Origin of the sequence: Nocardia sp. CA-290969, from assembly GCF_050936135.1 — a bacterium.
Lineage (GTDB): Bacteria > Actinomycetota > Actinomycetes > Mycobacteriales > Mycobacteriaceae > Nocardia.
Window position 1 is genome coordinate 6,912,563 of sequence record NZ_JBNJNJ010000001.1, and the last position, 16,975, is coordinate 6,929,537.

At 69.9% G+C, this 16,975-nt stretch carries 11 protein-coding genes; 6 read left to right on the forward strand and 5 right to left on the reverse strand.

Annotated features, from left to right (window positions below):
- Positions 1–7 precede the first annotated feature (7 nt).
- From ACQEVO_RS31565 to trmB, 3 genes are read right to left on the reverse strand one after another with little or no spacing between them, the layout of a single operon-like run.
- Positions 8–3,832: an MMPL family transporter gene (locus ACQEVO_RS31565; RefSeq protein WP_432920068.1), complete on the reverse strand. Its 3,825-nt coding sequence runs from the start codon at positions 3,830–3,832 to the stop codon at positions 8–10.
- A 1-nt stretch (position 3,833) separates the two neighbouring features.
- Positions 3,834–4,562 carry an NYN domain-containing protein gene (locus tag ACQEVO_RS31570; protein WP_280399180.1) on the reverse strand — a complete coding sequence of 243 codons (729 nt, stop codon included), beginning with the start codon at positions 4,560–4,562 and terminating at the stop codon, positions 3,834–3,836.
- Positions 4,562–5,371, reverse strand: a complete 810-nt coding sequence (gene trmB, locus ACQEVO_RS31575) for a tRNA (guanosine(46)-N7)-methyltransferase TrmB (protein WP_432920069.1) — start codon at positions 5,369–5,371, stop codon at positions 4,562–4,564. The genes ACQEVO_RS31570 and trmB overlap by 1 nt, the downstream gene beginning before the upstream one ends.
- 135 nt (positions 5,372–5,506) lie before the next feature.
- Between trmB and ACQEVO_RS31580 the strand changes: the two genes are divergently transcribed.
- The 5 genes from ACQEVO_RS31580 (at position 5,507) to ACQEVO_RS31600 (ending at position 11,515) form a co-directional block, all read left to right on the forward strand.
- Positions 5,507–6,628, forward strand: coding sequence for a hypothetical protein (locus tag ACQEVO_RS31580; protein WP_432920070.1), 1,122 nt, complete (start codon positions 5,507–5,509; stop codon positions 6,626–6,628).
- Complete coding sequence (locus ACQEVO_RS31585) at positions 6,615–8,210, forward strand: hypothetical protein (protein ID WP_432920071.1); 1,596 nt, start codon at positions 6,615–6,617, stop codon at positions 8,208–8,210. Before ACQEVO_RS31580 ends, ACQEVO_RS31585 begins: the two co-directional genes overlap by 14 nt.
- 241 nt (positions 8,211–8,451) lie before the next feature.
- Positions 8,452–10,284: a phosphoenolpyruvate carboxykinase (GTP) gene (locus ACQEVO_RS31590; RefSeq protein WP_432920072.1), complete on the forward strand. Its 1,833-nt coding sequence runs from the start codon at positions 8,452–8,454 to the stop codon at positions 10,282–10,284.
- 455 nt (positions 10,285–10,739) lie between these two features.
- Positions 10,740–10,877 (forward strand): hypothetical protein, encoded by a 138-nt coding sequence (locus ACQEVO_RS31595; protein ID WP_432920073.1) that lies wholly within the window; start codon positions 10,740–10,742, stop codon positions 10,875–10,877.
- 323 nt (positions 10,878–11,200) lie between these two features.
- Entirely contained in the window at positions 11,201–11,515 is a 315-nt protein-coding gene (locus ACQEVO_RS31600; protein WP_432920074.1) for a hypothetical protein, read from the forward strand.
- Between the two features lie 63 nt (positions 11,516–11,578).
- On the opposite strand, the gene ACQEVO_RS31605 is transcribed toward ACQEVO_RS31600, so the two are convergent.
- Positions 11,579–12,472 carry a methyltransferase domain-containing protein gene (locus tag ACQEVO_RS31605; RefSeq protein WP_432920075.1) on the reverse strand — a complete coding sequence of 298 codons (894 nt, stop codon included), beginning with the start codon at positions 12,470–12,472 and terminating at the stop codon, positions 11,579–11,581.
- A gap of 492 nt (positions 12,473–12,964) precedes the next feature.
- Here ACQEVO_RS31605 and ACQEVO_RS31610 point away from each other — a divergent pair, with 492 nt between their 5' ends.
- Complete coding sequence (locus ACQEVO_RS31610) at positions 12,965–14,167, forward strand: glycosyltransferase family 4 protein (protein WP_432920076.1); 1,203 nt, start codon at positions 12,965–12,967, stop codon at positions 14,165–14,167.
- Positions 14,168–14,531: 364 nt separating this feature from the next.
- Here the strand turns inward: ACQEVO_RS31610 and ACQEVO_RS31615 are convergent, their stop codons facing one another.
- On the reverse strand, positions 14,532–16,859 hold the full coding sequence (locus ACQEVO_RS31615) for a hypothetical protein (protein WP_432920077.1): 2,328 nt from the start codon (positions 16,857–16,859) through the stop codon (positions 14,532–14,534).
- Positions 16,860–16,975: the final 116 nt, after the last annotated feature.

The window sequence follows — 16,975 nt, forward strand, 5'->3', positions numbered from 1 at the left end:
CCGGCCGCTACTCCGAATCCTCGCGGCGACGCAGCAACTCGTTCACACTCACCGAACGGCCCTCGTTCTGCTGATGGCGTCCGGTGTCCTCGGCGGTGGGCGGCATCCCGGCCTGCTGGCGCCGCGCCGAGCGTAAACCGGCCATCCACGACTCGATGCTGTTGCGTTCGCGCGGGTCCGGTTCCTGTTGGGGGGCCGCCGATTCGGCGGGGCGGCGGGCAGGATCCTCCGGGCGCTGCCACGCGGCGGGCGTGGGGCGGGCCGCGGGATCCGGATTATGGCGCTGTGCAGGCATTTCCGGCGGCAGGCCGCGCGGAACGCGGCGCGGCAACTCCGGTAGCCCGGGCTGCGGGGCGCCCGGGACTCCGCCGTTCGGGTTCGCGATCCGTGGCAGTGGGCGCGGGTGCGACCCCTGATCCGGTGCACGGCCCGGTTCGGCAGGACGCTGATTCGGCGCCGGCCGGGGTGGGGCAGGGGGCCGGCCCGCGCCGCGCTCGGGCAGTGGTGCGCCGGGCGGCGGCTGCGGTCCCGCGGGGCGCGGGGGTACGGGCGGGCGGCCGGGTCCGCCGGGTGTACCCGGTGCGCCGGGAAGTCGCAGCGAGGTTTCCGGCCGGGAACCGTCCTGGTTCCCGGAGATCCGCGCCTGCTGCGGAGTCGGCGGGATCGGGGGCGCGTCCGCCGGAGACGGGTAGACGGTGCGGCCGGTCACCTCACGGCTCTCGGCGTCCTCGACCGGTTCGGAGGCGAAGAGCCCGCGCAGTGTCGGGGTCGCGAAACCGGAACGACCGGGCGGAGTGCCGGTATTCGGGCCGCCCGGGGTCCCGGCTCCCGGCGCGGCCGGATTACCGGCCGGCGATCCGGGCCCGGCGGGCCCGGCCTGGTTGCCCGGGCGACCGGCTTGGTGTCCGGGCGCTCCCGGCGTGCGCGCGGGTCCGGATCCGCGGGGCGGCGCCGACGGTGTAGCGGGGGAATCGGTGCCGCGACCGGGCCCGGGAACGGCTTCGCCCGGGGCACGTCCGGATCGGGGCGCCTCGTTCGGCCGCCGGCCGGAATCGGGCAGCAGGTTCGGCCGGCGCCCGGGTTCCGGTGCGGCGTTCGGCGGGTGACCGGATTCCGGCGCCCGGTTCCGGTCGCCGCGGCTCTCCGGCGCCGCGGCCGCGCCGGAGCGTGCGCCGCCCGGTCCGGCGTCCTCGGGACCGCGATCCGGCCGGGCCGGATGCCGGGCGCCGTCGACGGGTGGGCGCGGGCCGGCCGGGGGCCGGGGGCCGTGGGCCGCGGGTGACGGGGGGCCCTGTGCCGGCGACCGATGATCCTCGGCGGGCCGGGTGTGCCGTCCCGTGGTTCCGGCACCGTCCGGCCCGCCGCGGCCGGCATCACCTTCGGCGGGCGGGGTGGCGCGGGGGCGGGTGGGGTCGGGCGGGGTGGGCATCGGTTGAGCCGGGGCGGACGCGGCCGGTGCCTGCTTGTCCGACCCTTTACGCGGTCCCTTGGGTACTGCGTTCAGATGCGCGGTCGGGGCGGCGGCTTCGATCTCCTCGCGGGTGCGTTTCAGCACCGGTGTCTTGCGTTGTTTCTCCGCGCCGACGGCCGGCATCTGCATGGTGACCGGATCGGTGACCGGGGTGGTTTTGACCAGGTCCACCACATCGCCGCTGCCGGGGCGTTCGTCGTCCAGGATGGGTTCGCCGAGCCCGACCTTCTGCTGGATCCGTTTCATCCAGGCCGGCGCCCACCAGCAGTCGTCGCCCAGCAGTTTCATGGTCGCCGGAACCAGCAGCATGCGCAGGATGGTGGCGTCGATGATCAGCGCGGCGATCATGCCGTAGGCGATGTACTGCATCATCACCAGGTCGGAGAACGCGAACGCGCCGGTCACCACCAGCAGGATGAGCGCGGCGGCGGTGATGATCCGGCCGGTGTGCGCGGTGCCGATCCGCACCGCCTCGGTGGTGGAGGCACCTTGCGCGCGAGCCTCGACCATCCGCGAGAGCAGGAACACCTCGTAGTCGGTGGACAGGCCGTAGATGATCGCGATGATCAGCACCAGCACCGGCGACATGATCGGCTGCGGTGTGAAGTTCAGTAGATCGGCACCGTTGCCGTCGACGAATATCCAGGTCAGGATGCCCAGCGTCGAACCGAGACCGAGCGCGCTCATCAAGGCCGCCTTGATCGGCAGCACCAGCGACCCGAAGGTCAGGAACATCAGCACCGTCGTGACGAGCAGCACGAGGGCGATCATCAGCGGCATCCGGTCGAGCAGGGCGTCGATACTGTCGCCCTGCAGTGTCGGCTGCCCGCCGACGAGCATCGTCACATCGTCGGGGACGTCGATCGCCCGCAGGTAGTCCACGGTCGGCCGGTAGTTGTCGGAATCGACGAGTGTCGCGCTGGTGCGGAACACATTGGGCTGCGTCGGTGATTCCGACGGCACGGCGAAACCGGCGGTATCGGCCAGGCCGGGGGCCTTGTCGGCTTCCTTCAGGACCTTCGCGATCGAGGAGGTGTTCTCGCCGAGGAAGATCAGCTGGATCGGGTCGGATTGGCGCAGCGGGAAGGTTTTGTCGAACTCCTCCTGCGCGATCCGGGTGGCGTTGTCCGGCGGCAGGTACTTCTCGCTCATTCCGCCGAAGGCGAGGTTCTTCACCGGGATGATCAGCAGCAGCAGCAGGATGCAGATCGGGATGGCGATCTTGAGCGGATGCTGCATGACCCAGGTGGTGGCCCGGCCCCACAGGCTGGCCTCGACCTCCTCCGCGGATTTGGTCTTGCGCATCTTCTTGAAGCTCAGCATGTCCACGCGCGGCCCCAGTACGCCGAGCATGGCGGGGAGCAGGGTGATCGAGGCGAGCGCGGCCAGGGCGACGGTGGCGATGGTGCCGTAGGCCATAGATTTCAGGAAGCCCTGCGGGAACAGCAGCAGGCCGCCGAGACTGGCGATGATCATGGTCGCGGAGAACACGACGGTCCGGCCGGCGGTCATCACCGAACGCCGGACGGCGGCCCGGGTGTCGTACCCCTCGGCCAGCTCCTCCCGGAATCTGCTGACTATGAACAATCCGTAGTCGATGGCCAGGCCCAGGCCGATCATCGAGACCACGGCACCGACGAAGGTGTTCACCTCGGTGAATTTCGTCAGCATCATGATGATGCCGTTCGCGGCGATGATGGTCAGACCGCCCACGATCAGCGGGAGTCCGGCGGCCACCACACCGCCGAACACGAAGAACAGCAGAATGCCGACCGCCGGGATGGCCAGGATCTCCATCCGCTTCTGGTCGTGCGCCATGGTGTCGTTCAGCGTGCCCGCCACCGGCTGCAGGCCGGCGACCTGCACATCGACCCCGTCGATGAAGAAGACATCCTTCACCGCCCGGTAGTTACGGACCATCTCGTCGTCGTTGTCGCCGACGATGGCGATGGAAGCGAAGGTTTTCGTCTTGTCCTTGGAACCGACCACGGAGGGCTGGGCCTCACCGGTCTCGGTTTTCCAGTAGGCGAGATTCACCTTCGCGATCTGTTCCGGGTGCTCCTTCGGCAACCGGTTCAGGCTGTCCACGATCTTGTCCCGGAACGTGGGGTCGGAATCGATCGTCTGACCCTCGGGTGCGGTGTAGAGCACCAGCACGTCACCGTTGTGGTCGCGGCCGAACGCTTCGTCGGAGATCTCGGCGGCCTTCACCGACTCCGAGTTCGGATCGAACAAACCGCTGGAGCTGAGATGATCCGCCAGCCCGAGACCGTAGGCACCGAGCCCCAGCATCCCTGCGACAACGACTCCGATAACGGCGAAACGCAGCCGGTAGACCAGATCGCCCCAGCGGGTGAACACTTTACGCGACTCCTTGTGCGGGGCGAGAGGTGAGCAGCGCCGACAGCGGCCGGAACGGCTGCAGCCAGGCACCCTCGTCGGGCAACGAATCGAGGCTCACCCGGGGGAGCGGTTCACGGAACACTCCCGGGATGTCCTCGAGGTCGACGAATTCGAGGGTATCGGATGTTACCGCCCAACTCGCGTGCTCGCGGAAGCCGAGCACCTGAACCGGGATACCGTCGGCGGCCAGCTGTTCGAGCGGCTCCCGGAACGCCTGGCCGTCGGCCGAGGCCACGATGATGCCGGCCAGCCCCGCACCGCGGGTGCGTAACTCGATATGGCCCAGCATGTCGGAATCGACATCGGAATCTTCGTCGATCTTGGGTTTGGCGAAGACGGCGTAACCCACATTGCGTAGCGCCTCCACCCACGGCCGCACCACATCGGCGGTACCGGGGGCGATATTGGTGAACACCGTGGCCTCCGGCTCCACCCGCTGCTTCTCGCCGACGGAGAGTTCGGAGGTGCGCGCCAGCAGCCAGCGGCCGAGTGCGTCGAACCGGGGGCGGTAGGCGGCAGTGGGACGGCCACCGAGAATCGCGCCCAGACCCATGTCCAGGTTGGGTGCGTCCCAGACCAGCAGAACGCGCCGCAGGCGGTCCGATTCGGGCCCGGCGGGCTCGCCGCCGGGTTCGTGCAGACTTTCGGCAACCTCGTCGCCGGCCGGGGCCATCTCACTGACGCTCATCATTCGATCTTGCCCCATATGAACTCGTTGATCGCACTACCGGCCCGATGTGCCTTGCTCTCGAACTTGGTGACCGGGCGCTCGAAACCGATCGGCGCCGATTCGCGATGCTCGGCGCTCACCCCGCCTGTGGTTTCGTTCAAACCGGCGAGCAGGGGTTCTGCCGCGCCGACTTCCGCGATGTGCTCGGCGTATCCGGCATGGTCGGTGGCGACGTGCAGCACTCCGCCCGGCCGCAGCCGGTCGGCGATGAGCGCGACGGTGGCCGGCTGCAACAGCCGGCGCTTGTGGTGGCGGGCCTTGGGCCACGGGTCCGGGAAGAACACCCGCACCCCGGTCAGCGATCCGGGAGCAATCATGTTCTCCAGCACATCTACCGCATCGCCGCGCAGCAGCCGGATATTACCGATCTCGTCGCGTTCGATCCGCTGCACGAGCTGCGCCAGACCCGGCTGGTACACCTCGATCCCGATCAGGTTCAGATGCGGTTCGGCCTGCGCCATCTCCGCGGTGGCGGTACCGGTACCGCAGCCGATCTCGATCACCAACGGGGCGGATCGCCCGAACCAGGCGTCGGCGTCCAGCGGTTCGTCGGCGACCTCGCGGCCGATCAGCGGCCAGGTGCGGTCCCAGGATTTCTGCTGGTTCGGGGTGAGCGCGCCGCGCCGGGAGCGGAAACTGGTGACCCGCGGGTACAGCCGCGACCCGCTGTGCCGCCGCCGGGACCCGCCGGCTCCTTCGGAGGTTTCCGACAGGGTTACCGGAACGGACTCGGGGCGAGGGTGCACGGCGTCGTTCACGCCGCCCATTGTCCCGCATCCCCGATTCTGGTCCGCACCGGAGGCGCACCGGAGCTACCCGCTGGTAGGGCGAGCGGGTTCCGCGCCCGGCGCGCCGCGGGCTCGCTTCTGACAGAATGCGCACCGGGACAGGGGTGTACGACGGTGACAGTCGAGGGATCGGACAGGTACATGCGGGAAGTGGGGGCGGCGGATCCGCTCGAGCGGATGATTTCGGCGCTGCGGATGGGTGACGGCACCGACGCCGGCATCGCGAACGGTATCGAAATGGCCGCCCAGCGCTGGCGCAGCCTGCCGCGCGCCCAGGTGGCCGGCCGTGCCCGGTCGGGGCGGACGACGGTGGCCAAGGCGCTCGGCCTGCAGCCGGGCGCCGAAACGGCGCCGGTGGACGAGCCGGGTTTCCCCGATCCGGTACTCGACGCCGACATCCTCATCTATGTGCTGGCCAGTACGCCGTCGCCGGGTGATCGGCGGATCCTGGGATCGTTGCCGCCGGAACGCACGCTGGTGGTGCTGAACAAGGCCGACGCGATCGGCACCGGCTGGGCCGACGCGGTGGCGGCCGCGGAACAGTACTCCCGGGCCTTCGGATTGCCGACCTTCCCGATCGTCGGCACGCTGGCCGCCCGTACGGTCGCCGGGGCGCTGCGCGAACCCGATCTGGAGCTGCTGCGCAGGCATGCCCGCAACGGTTCCTTGTCGGCGGTGTCCGCCGAGGCCTTCGTCTCCCCGGTCGCCGGACCCGATACCGAGGAGCGGGCGCAACTGCTGGAGCGCTGGGACCTGTACGGGTTGGCGTGCGTGCTGGCCGCGCTCGAACGCGAACCCGGTCTCTCCCCGCAGACGGTGCTGCAGATCCTGCACACCGTCAGCGGTATCGAGCCGGTGGCCAAACTGCTGGGCCTGCGCTATCAGCAGGCGATCTCCCGCCGGGCCGGCGTGTTCGTCGACGAGCTGACCCGGCTGGCGGCGCGGGCGGTGCCCCAGGGCGCGAGCCGTGCGCGCACGCTGATCACCGAATACCTCGATACCGACGAGGCGAAATGGCTGGGCCTGTGCGGCGGTCTGGCCGACCCCGAGGTCTCGCATCTGGCGGCCGGCTATCCCCGGCTGGAGCCGGAGAACGCCGACGACGCATTGGCGCGGGCCATCCGGTGGCGGGCGGTGGTCGCCAGCGATATGTCACCGGCCGCGCGCCGGGCCGCGGTGCGCGTCCACAACGGGTACGTCCGGGTATGGGAGCGGATGAGCAGTGTCGGACTCTGACCCGAGTCCGGGAACGGGCCCGCCGGGCGCCGGTCCCGTTTCCCCGGCCCCGCGGCCGGAGCCCTTTCCCGAGGCGGTGGCCGCCGTGGTGGGCCGCTGGAATCCGCAGGGTATGGCCCTGCTGAACACGATGACGGTCAGCGGGAACCACCATGCGGTGGTCCGGCTCATCGGCCCGGACGACGCCAACACCGCGCTGCTGCGCACCGAACTGACGCGGTTCGAACCGCGGATCGAACTCAGCGCCCCGGCGGCCGATCCGGCTGTCGCCGGGCCGGGGCAGGCACCTCCCGTGCCCGGTGGGGCGGTGGCTTCCGTGCCCGGTGGGTCGGTGACCTTGCTGGTCCTCGACGCCGGCGTGGTGATCGGGGCCGCCGAACTCGATCTCGTCCGCCGGCTGCGCGCCGACGGCAGCCATGTGCTGCTCGTGCTGAACGGAACGCACGCTCATCTCGACTGGCAGCTGGTCCGCGACCGCAGCGCCGAACTCCTCGCCGCCGCCGGGCTGGACTGCGAAATCGTGCCGGTTTCCGCCCGGCTCGCGCTCGCCGCCCGCACGGCCGGGGATTCGGCCCTGCTGGACCGCTCCGGGATCGCGCTGCTGCACGCCCGTCTCGCCGCGCTCACCACCGGCACCACCACCGTCGGCTCCCGCCGTGCCGCCGCGGCGGCGCAGGTGGTCGCGCAGACCGTCGAGCGAATCGCGCAGGAGGAGGCCCTACTCGCCGCGGGCAGCGAAACCGAACTGCTGCGCGCCGAACGGGCCCGCCTGATCGCCGAACGCGACGGCGGCCGGGCGGCGGCCGTCGCCACCCTGCGCGCCCAGCTCAACCTGGCGCGCGTCGACCTGCTCACCCAGGTGGGGCACCGGGTGCGGGCGCTGCACGCCGAGGCCCGGGCCGAACTCGACCGCCTCGACCGTGCGGGCCGCGCCGCCTTCCCGGAACGGCTGCGGTCGGCGGTCGCCGCGCTGACCGATACCGTCGACCGCGATATCGCCGCCCGGCTCACCGAGCTGCGCGCGCGGGCGGCCGCCGCGACTCCCGGCGCCGCCCTACCGCATCAGACACCCGGCTTCCGGCACGATCCGGCTCCCACATTGGGGCCTGATCCGCAACCCCGCGGCCGGGGTGTCGAAGATCACCTCATGATCGTCGTCGGTGCGTCGGCCGGGGTGGGCCTGGGCCGGTTGCTCGTCTCACCGCTGGCTCTGGTGCCCGCCCTCGATGTGGCCACCATTCCGGTCACCCTGCTGCTCGGCGCGGGCGCCGCGGCCTGGGTCGTGCGCGCCCGCCGCCACCTCGCCGACCGTGATCACCTGCGGCAATGGATTTCGGATGCGGTCGCGAATGTGAAGGCCCAGCTCGAACAGCGTGCCGTGACCGCGCTGGTGGAGGCGGAAACGGAACTGTCCGACGAGATGGTCCGCGCCGCGGCCGACCGGATGCTCGCGGTGGATCGGCGGGTGGCCGAACTGGAGACCGCGCTGCGCCGCGCGAGCGCCGGCCAACCCGGCCGGCTCGCCGCCTGCGCTCGTGACCGGCAGATACTCGAGCAATGGGCCGCGGACTCCGGAAAATAGTTTGTCCACCCCTATTGATAGGCAACCCGCTTCCATAGAGGTGGCAATACCGCGTTAACCTCTAGACAGGAACCTGGGCGTCCGCTTTGCCCTGGTGCACCCCCGGTAGCTCCGGAGGCGCCCACGGCGGGCAGTAGCGGGCGCCTCACCCGCCAATGGTGGCGCTAGGTGTTTTCGCGCTGGTCACGGGCCCGAGGGCCAGGGCGGAGGCATCGTCGCCGCCCATTTCAGGAGAGTTTTCATGACCTCAGCGACCATTCCCGGTCTTCGTGGATCCGACGGCACCGCGCCGACCGAACACAGCGAACTGCTCGCCTGGGTTCAGGAGGTCGCCGAACTGACTCAGCCGGAGCGAGTCGTGTGGGCGGACGGTTCCGACGCCGAATGGGACCGGCTCACCACCCAGCTCGTCGAGGCGGGCACCTTCAAGAAGCTGGACGAGAAGAAGAAGCCGAACTCGTTCCTCGCGTTATCCGACCCCTCCGACGTGGCCCGGGTCGAATCGCGCACCTACATCTGCTCCAAATCCGAATCCGACGCCGGTCCCACCAACAACTGGGTCGACCCCGCCGAGATGCGCGCCACCATGACCGAGCTGTACCGCGGCTCGATGAAGGGCCGCACCATGTACGTGGTGCCGTTCTGCATGGGCCCGCTCGGTGCCGAGGACCCCAAGCTGGGTGTCGAGATCACCGATTCGGAATACGTCGTGGTCTCCATGCGGGTGATGACCCGCATGGGCCGGGCGGCGCTCGATCTGCTGGGCACGGATCGGCCGTTCGTGAAGGCACTGCATTCGGTGGGCGCGCCGCTGGCCGAGGGCCAGGCCGATGTGCCGTGGCCGTGCAACGACACCAAATACATCACCCACTTCCCCGAGGACCGCGAGATCTGGAGCTACGGCTCCGGCTACGGCGGTAACGCGCTGCTCGGCAAGAAGTGCTATTCGCTGCGTATCGCCTCGGCCATGGCCCACGACGAGGGCTGGCTGGCCGAGCACATGCTCATCCTCAAGCTGATCTCGCCGGAGGACAAGGCGTACTACGTGGCCGCCGCGTTCCCGAGCGCCTGCGGTAAGACCAACCTCGCCATGATCCAGCCGACCGTGCCGGGCTGGCGCGCGGAAACCCTGGGCGACGATATCGCCTGGATGCGGTTCGGTAAGGACGGCCGGCTGTACGCGGTGAACCCGGAATTCGGTTTCTTCGGCGTGGCCCCCGGCACCAACTGGTCCTCCAATCCGAACGCGATGGAGACGCTGCAAGCCGGTAACACCGTCTACACCAATGTCGCGCTCACCGACGACAACGATGTGTGGTGGGAGGGCCTGGAAGGCGAGCCCGATCACCTGATCGACTGGAAGGGCAACGACTGGAACCTGCGCGAGACCGAAACGCTGGCCGCGCACCCGAACTCGCGCTACTGCACCCCGATGTCGCAGTGCCCGACCCTGGCCGACGAATGGGACGATCCGCAGGGCGTGCCGATTTCGGCGATCCTGTTCGGCGGTCGCCGCAAGACCACGGTTCCGCTGGTCACCGAATCCTTCGACTGGCAGCACGGCGTGTTCATGGGCGCCACCCTCTCCTCGGAGCAGACCGCGGCCGCCGAGGGCAAGGTCGGCACCGTGCGGCGCGACCCGATGGCCATGCTGCCGTTCATGGGCTACCACGTCGGCGACTACATGGCGCACTGGATCAACGTCGGCAAGAACGCCGATTCGACCAAACTGCCGAAGATCTTCTACGTGAACTGGTTCCGCCGCGGCGACGACGGCCGGTTCCTGTGGCCGGGCTTCGGCGAGAACTCGCGGGTCCTGGAATGGATCGTCGGCCGCATCGAAGGTTCCGCGGAGGCCGAATCGACCGCGATCGGCAATGTGCCCACGGCCGCCCAGATGGACCTGGCGGGCCTGGATGTGGACCCGGCGGATGTGGATGCCGCGCTGGAAGTGGATCTCGACGAGTGGCGGGCGGAAATCCCGCTCATCGAAGAATGGTTCGAATTCGTCGGCGACAAACTGCCCTCCGGTGTGCGCGACGAGTTCGAAGCCCTCAAGCAGCGCATTCAATAACACTGCGCCGCCTCCGGCGGCGCGGGGGTCGGGGCCCCCTCGGTCTCGTTCTTCACTCCTCCGCTCCTCCGCTTCGCTCCCCCGCTCCGTCGCTCCAGAACGAGACGGGCCCCGACCCTGAAAGGTGGAGCGTTCGGCTGAGGGACGACGGGTGTGAGGCCAGTCGTAGGTAGTTGTTGCCGGGCGACCCCGGTCACGTTCGATGCGCCGTTCGGCGTGGGACGTGGCCGGGGTCGTTCTGTGTCTCGGTCGTGGCACGGGCGGGTGCGGAAGCGGGCCGGGTGGTGGTCTGTGCCTTATCCTGGAAACGATCACGTAATCCCGATTTGCCGGACTGTCCTACTCCTGATCGGCCCGCCTGTCGCGCGATCCGTGGCTGTGCCGATCACCCTGCGAGAGGTGGTTGGAACATGGCCGAAGGGCGCATACTCGCACAGTCCTGTGACGATGTTCCGGTGAGCACTCCGCTGCACCGCGCTGCGGGGCGATTGCAGTCGGCGTTGCCCCCGGGGTGGCAGGTGGAAGTGGTCGATGCCGAGGACGGGGCGCCGGACGGTGAGCAGATTCTGCGAGCGTTGCTGGTTACCGATTAGTTTGCTCGCCAAGGGGTTTCCCGGCTGAATCCGGGATGATTTGTCACGGGGGCTATTTCAGGTTTTCGCCGCCTCACCTGGTCGGGTTGTGGCAGGTTTGTACTGTGTGACAAGCGCACTCGCGCCGGTATTTCACCTGGTAGCTGTCACTTTTCATGGGCCGGTCCGGGCTGCGGCCGGACTGCCGGTGCCGAATTCCTACCTCGCGGTTCGTATTTCATCGAACGCACTATTGCGTTTTGTTGCTGTATCGCGCATGATGTTAGCCAGATATCAGCTCGCTCCATACATCGAACCTGAGACCCACAATCGGGAGTGCGTTCATGGCGGTGCAAGTGATCGGCCGGGCGTTGATGACCAGCGACCAGACCGACCATCAAGCGAAAAGCGTTGGCAGCGGCGGCTGGGTCGTCTCGTTCCTACCGGGACGCACACTCACCACCGAACAGGCGATGGCCGCGATGCAGGCGGCCGAGGCGGTGGCGGTGGTCGGCGGGCTGGCCGATCTGGTCGGGCTCACCACTCTCGAAACCGTCGGTCTCGCCATTCAGGAATCACCGTGGACGCGGGCCGAACCGGTGGTCCGCAGCCGCTGGCGCGCGCGGGTGGGCCGTGGTCGTCCGCAGATGGCACTGTAACGGCACAATCCTGGCGAAGCTCCTCGGCGAACTGCGCTTGCGCGAGGGGTATTCGGGATACGTCTAGCCACTCTGTGATGGCCGGTCGGGTTTTCCCGCCACCACGACCAGATTGCTGACGAGTAGCTCCCGAATCACCGGTAGCCGTACCAGCCACCACGCCCAATGCGGGTGGTACCGCGGGAATACCGCGTACACGCTCGCGGAAGTGCGCTTCGACCAACGGATTCCGTCTCGGGCGGGTACCGCGAACAACGAGACGCCGAACCGATTCTTGGGTTCCCGCCCGTGCTTGCGGCGGTACCGGCGCGCCGCGTACTCGCCACCGAGGTAATGCCAGGGCCCGGTCTCGTGGCCGCCGAACGGTCCCAGCCACACCGTGTAGGACAGCACGACCAGCCCGCCGGGCTTGGTCACCCGCACCATCTCGTCGGCCATCCGCCACGGATCCGGAACGTGTTCGGCCACATTCGACGAGAAGCAGATATCCACGGCATCGTCCCGGAACGGCAGCGCCATCCCGGAACCGCGCACGGCCGCCGGAACCGTGATACCCGCGGCATGCATTTCGGACGGGTCGGGCTCGACCGGTATGTAGCGGGCACCGGCCCGGGCGAACTCGTCGGCGAAATACCCCGGCCCGCCGCCGACGTCGAGCACGGTGGTGCCGGACAGGTCGCGCCCGGTGAGATCGGCGAAGAAATCACCGAGCAGGTGCACACTGTCGGTGGCGATACCGCCGTAGAACCGGGCCGGCTCGGTCTGCTCGAATCGGAAACTGCGCAACAGCCGCACCGAGCGCCGCAGCGTCGCCCGCCGTGCGAACCGGAACCGCTTCCGTTCCCGCGCGGGCCCACCCGCAACCACGGGCCCGGATCCGTGACCATCGTCGGTCTCGCCGTCTTTCGCCGCAGCGGGCGACATCGGAAGCACGGCTGTTTCCTCGGCATCGAGCACGACCCCGAGTTTTCCATATCGCCCCGGCCACGACCGCCGCAGCCGCGCCCCGGCACAGCGGACAGCAACGTCCCCAACCGACATTCCACAACACGCGGAAAAACCGCCTACCCGGACTCGCTCCCGCATTATCGAAAGCACTGACAGGCCCACCTCCGTGGTTCGGGGCCCGTCTCGTTCTGGAGCGACGGAGCGGGGGAGCGAAGCGGAGGAGCGGAGGAGTGAAGAACGAGACCAAGGGGGGCCCCGAACCCCGCGCCGCCGGAGGCGGCGCCATGACACAGTTCGGGGCCCGTCTCGTTCTGGAGCGACAGAGCGGGGGAGCGAAGCGGAGGAGCGGCGGAGTAAAGAACGAGACTTCGGGGGCCCCGAACTCGCGGCGCCGGAGGCGACGCAATATATACAGCTAGTATCGCGATGACCTGTCCCGTCCGTGCGGGACGTTGACGATCCGTCCCACTGCGGGACCCGAGCCGACCGGAGAAGCCGCACGTGCGCGAAGTACTCCTACTCTGCTGGCGTGATACCGGGCATCCGCAGGGCGGCGGTAGTGAGCGGTATCTGGAGCAGGTCGGCGCGCAGCTGGCCGCCCGCGGGGTGAAGGTGACGCTGCGGACCGCCCACTATCCGGGCGCTGCGCGGCGTGAGCGGGTCGACGGTATCGATATCAGCCGAGGTGGGGGCCGGTTCACGGTGTACCCGCGGGCCTTGGCCGCGATCCTGTTCGGGCGGCTGGGGCTGGGGCCGCTCAAGGGTGTGCGCCCCGATGCGGTGATCGATACCCAGAACGGCATCCCGTTCTTCGCCCGGCTCGTGTCGGGCGCGCCGTCGGTGGTGCTGGTGCATCACGGGCACCGCGAGCAGTGGCCGGTCGCCGGGAAGCTGGTGGGCCGGATCGGCTGGTGGATCGAATCGTCGCTGTCGCCGCGGGTCCATCGCCGTGATCAGTATCTGACGGTGTCGCTGCCCTCGGCCGAGGAACTGGCGACGCTGGGGGTCGACCGGTCCAGGATCGCGGTCGTCCGCAACGGTGCGGAACCCGTGCCCGCCGAGGTTCCCACCGGTACCGGCACGGTCCGCACTCCCGAACCCCGGGTGGTGGTGTTGTCGCGGCTCGTTCCGCACAAGCAGATCGAGGACGCGCTCACCGCGATCGCCCGGCTGCGCGGCCGGATCCCCGCCGTGCACCTCGACGTGATCGGCGGCGGCTGGTGGGCGGACAAACTGAAGGATCAGGCCGTGGCGCTCGGTATCGCCGATGCGGTCACCTTCCACGGTCATGTCGGTGAACGCCGTAAACACGAACTGCTGTCCCGCGCGTGGGTGCATGTCCTGCCGTCTCGCAAGGAGGGCTGGGGGCTGGCGGTGATCGAAGCCGCGCAGCACGGGGTGCCCACCGTCGGCTACCGCTCGTCGCGCGGGCTCACCGATTCCGTCATCGACGGCGTCACCGGACTGCTGGCCGACGATGCCGACCAGCTCGCGACCATCGTCGGCGAACTGCTCGACGACGCCTCCGCCCGCACCATCATGGGCGAGAAGGCCCGGGCCCGGGCCCGGGAGTTCTCCTGGGAACACACCGGAGCGGGCGTGCACGAGGTGCTGTCGGCCGCCGCCGCGGGCCGCCGGATCAGCGGCCTGATCTCCCCCGGGGAGACGTCGACGGTGGACGCCGAGGTCGCGGCGGGCGCCTGATACCCGGGGTTGTCTCGCGGCTCGAAGAAAAACCTCGGCGGTGTGATGCCGTGATTGTCACCGCGCCCGCCCGCCGGCGCTGCCCGAACGGGCCCGTCGCGGCACCGGGCACGGGTCGTGTGTGCCGACTCCGCGCGGTAGGCCCCCTGCCGAAGCCGTAGAGCTGCTCCTCACCGAGGGTGAAAGCTATCCGCTCGCCGGATTCGGCGGCACGCGGTGGTAGCTGTTCTAGACTGCCCCGCTCCAGCGGGCTACCAACCTTTTCCCGTCCTGGACTGCCGGTGGCACGGACCCGGACCGTGCATCGGCACCGACTCCGGTTCGGCGAGGGTCGCCGCCGCGGGTGGCGCGGAAGTGTTCGGCCTCACCGAGTACGGTCCATGAGCCGGATCCTGCGCGAAATACGCGGGATGACGACCGCGCCCAGCGGGGCGACCAGCAGTAACGCCCAGAGGATGTGGGCGCCCACCACCGGAGTCCGGTGTTTCGGCGCGGGGCGGGGCACCACATCCGGTACCCGGTAGAGGTCGAGCTCGGCGGTATGGAGGACGGGATCGAGCTGCGCGAGGGTGGTGGCGGATTCGCCCAGCGGGCCGGGGGTGTCGCGTTCGACGAGGACCCAGCCCACGCCGAGCCGCGCGAGTTCGGTCGCCTCTCCGCCGGTGAGCAGCAGATCTTCGACGGTCCCCGCGCGGGTGCCCTCACCGGCGACAACCTCGCCGCGCACCGGCAACTCGCCGGTTTGCAGGACGTCGCGCGGCAGCATCCGCGGGGCAGGGTCCAGGACCGGCGCGGGACCCGAGTACGGGAACCGTCGGAACATCCCGCCCGGAAGGACCGCGACATCACCGGGACCGTCGATCCGCTCGGCCACCGCACCCCACGAATCCGGATACCGGACTGCCCGCACTTGTCCGCTCACGCCCCACCCGAGGTCGATCAGCGGCAGGATGAGCAACCCGATGAAGAGCGCGGCGAGCGCGGCCGAGGATCGCATGGGCCCGCGGGCGGACGGGCTGTTCGGCAACTGGTCGCCCGGGGCTGATTGCAGAAACCGAGGAACGTCCCCGGGGCCATCTGCCGCACTGTTCGGGTCGGTACCCGGGCGCGCGGTACCGGAAGTACCCGGCGGCACGGAAGAAGGATCCGGTGCGGCGGCTGCGGGGAAGCGCGCGCTGCCCGGAGTCGCTTCGGTCGATCTGCTGGGGGACACGGGTGCACGGACGGGCGCTGTCCCGGGCGAAGCAGGTCCGGTCCCGGGCGGGGCTCCGGATGGGTGGACGGTGTCGGTATCGGCGGCGCCGTGGCTTCGGCCTGAACCGGGTGCTTCGGGGTGGGAACCAGGTGATCCGGACGCGGGCGGTGCTGCGGCCGCGCCGGAGTCTTCGGCGGCCCAACGGCCGACAAGGACCGAGCAGGCGGCCGCGGCGCAGAGTGTGTATCCAGGGACGGCGAGGGCGGCGAATTTCTGCGTGTCCCGCAGTAGTCCCGCGCCGGGCAGATGGGTGACCAGCCATTCCATGACGGTCAGCCCGGCCGGGGTCGCCGCGAGTGCGGGTAGCGCGACGGCGGCCGCGGCGAGGATCAGCAGGAGGCGGCGGGCGCGGGTGCGTTCGGGGTCGCCGTCGTCGGCGGCGACCGCGCGCAGGCCGAGTGCCACGACGATCAGCAGGAGCAAGGTCGCGATCGCGGCGAGGGGTGTGGTGCGGGAGCCGGGTACGGCGTCGGCGTTCCAGATACCGCCCAGCCCGGCGAGGCTGCCGAGGGTGCCCAGGCCGGGCTCCGCGCGGGCGGCGAAGGCCGGGACACCCGCGGGATCCGAGGGTTCGGCCGCGACACCGGAGACCGCGGTGGCCATCAGCCACGGGGAACAGGCCAGCGCGAGCAGTACGAGAACGCCCGCGAACCGCCGCCATCCGGCCACCGTCAGCGCGACGACCCCCGCGAGCAGTGCACCGGTGGGGGTGAGACCGGCTACTGCCAGACAACCCGCCAGCATTGCCCAGTTCCCGGCACCGCCCTCGCGTGCCAGGCGGCGCACAGGCTGACCGTAGGCGTCCGGGCCGGGGCCGTTCGACCGCCGTGCGCCATATTTCCCCGGTTCGGAGGCTGTTTCGGTCGCCGATTCCGCCTGTTGCCCGGTGTCTCGTTCGGGCTGCGCCTTCGTGTTGGACGTTCCCGCGGGAGTCTCGGCGGTAGACGGCGATTCCTGCGGGCCGGGGCGAGGGCCGCGAATCCGGAGGGCGGCGAGGACGGTCCAAGGGAGGGCCGCATAGGCGGTGAGCAGGCTCCAGTGACCCTGGAGCAGGCGTTCGGCGACGTACGGGTTCCACACCGCGAGGGTGGTGGCGACCAGTTGCGCGGCGAGGGGTGCGCGCAGCAGGTCGCGGGCGAGGACTGCGGCGCCGTAGCCGGCCGCCCACAGCGCGGCGAACAGGATCGCTTTCACGACCACACCGCCGTCGACGACTGCCGAGAGCGCGGCGAGCAGGGCGTCCTGTGGGACCGCGCGAGGTGCGGCGTCGCCCAGGCCGAGGGCGGTATCGGTGAGGTAGGAACGCGGGGTGCTCACGGCGTCGCGGAGCAAAAGGTAGCCGGGTCGCAGGAGCGGGGCGGTGATCAGGAGGGTGAGCAGCAGGCTGTACCCGGCCGAGAGCCATCGTGTCCGCCGGCCCGCGCGTTGTGCACCCACGGCCAGTCACCCTACGTTCGCCGGCGCGGGCGGGGCGGACCGGTCTGTTCGTGACCCCGGGTGGGAGACTTGCCGGCGTGCAGTTCGTTCGCCGTCTCCCCGCCGTGGCGGACATG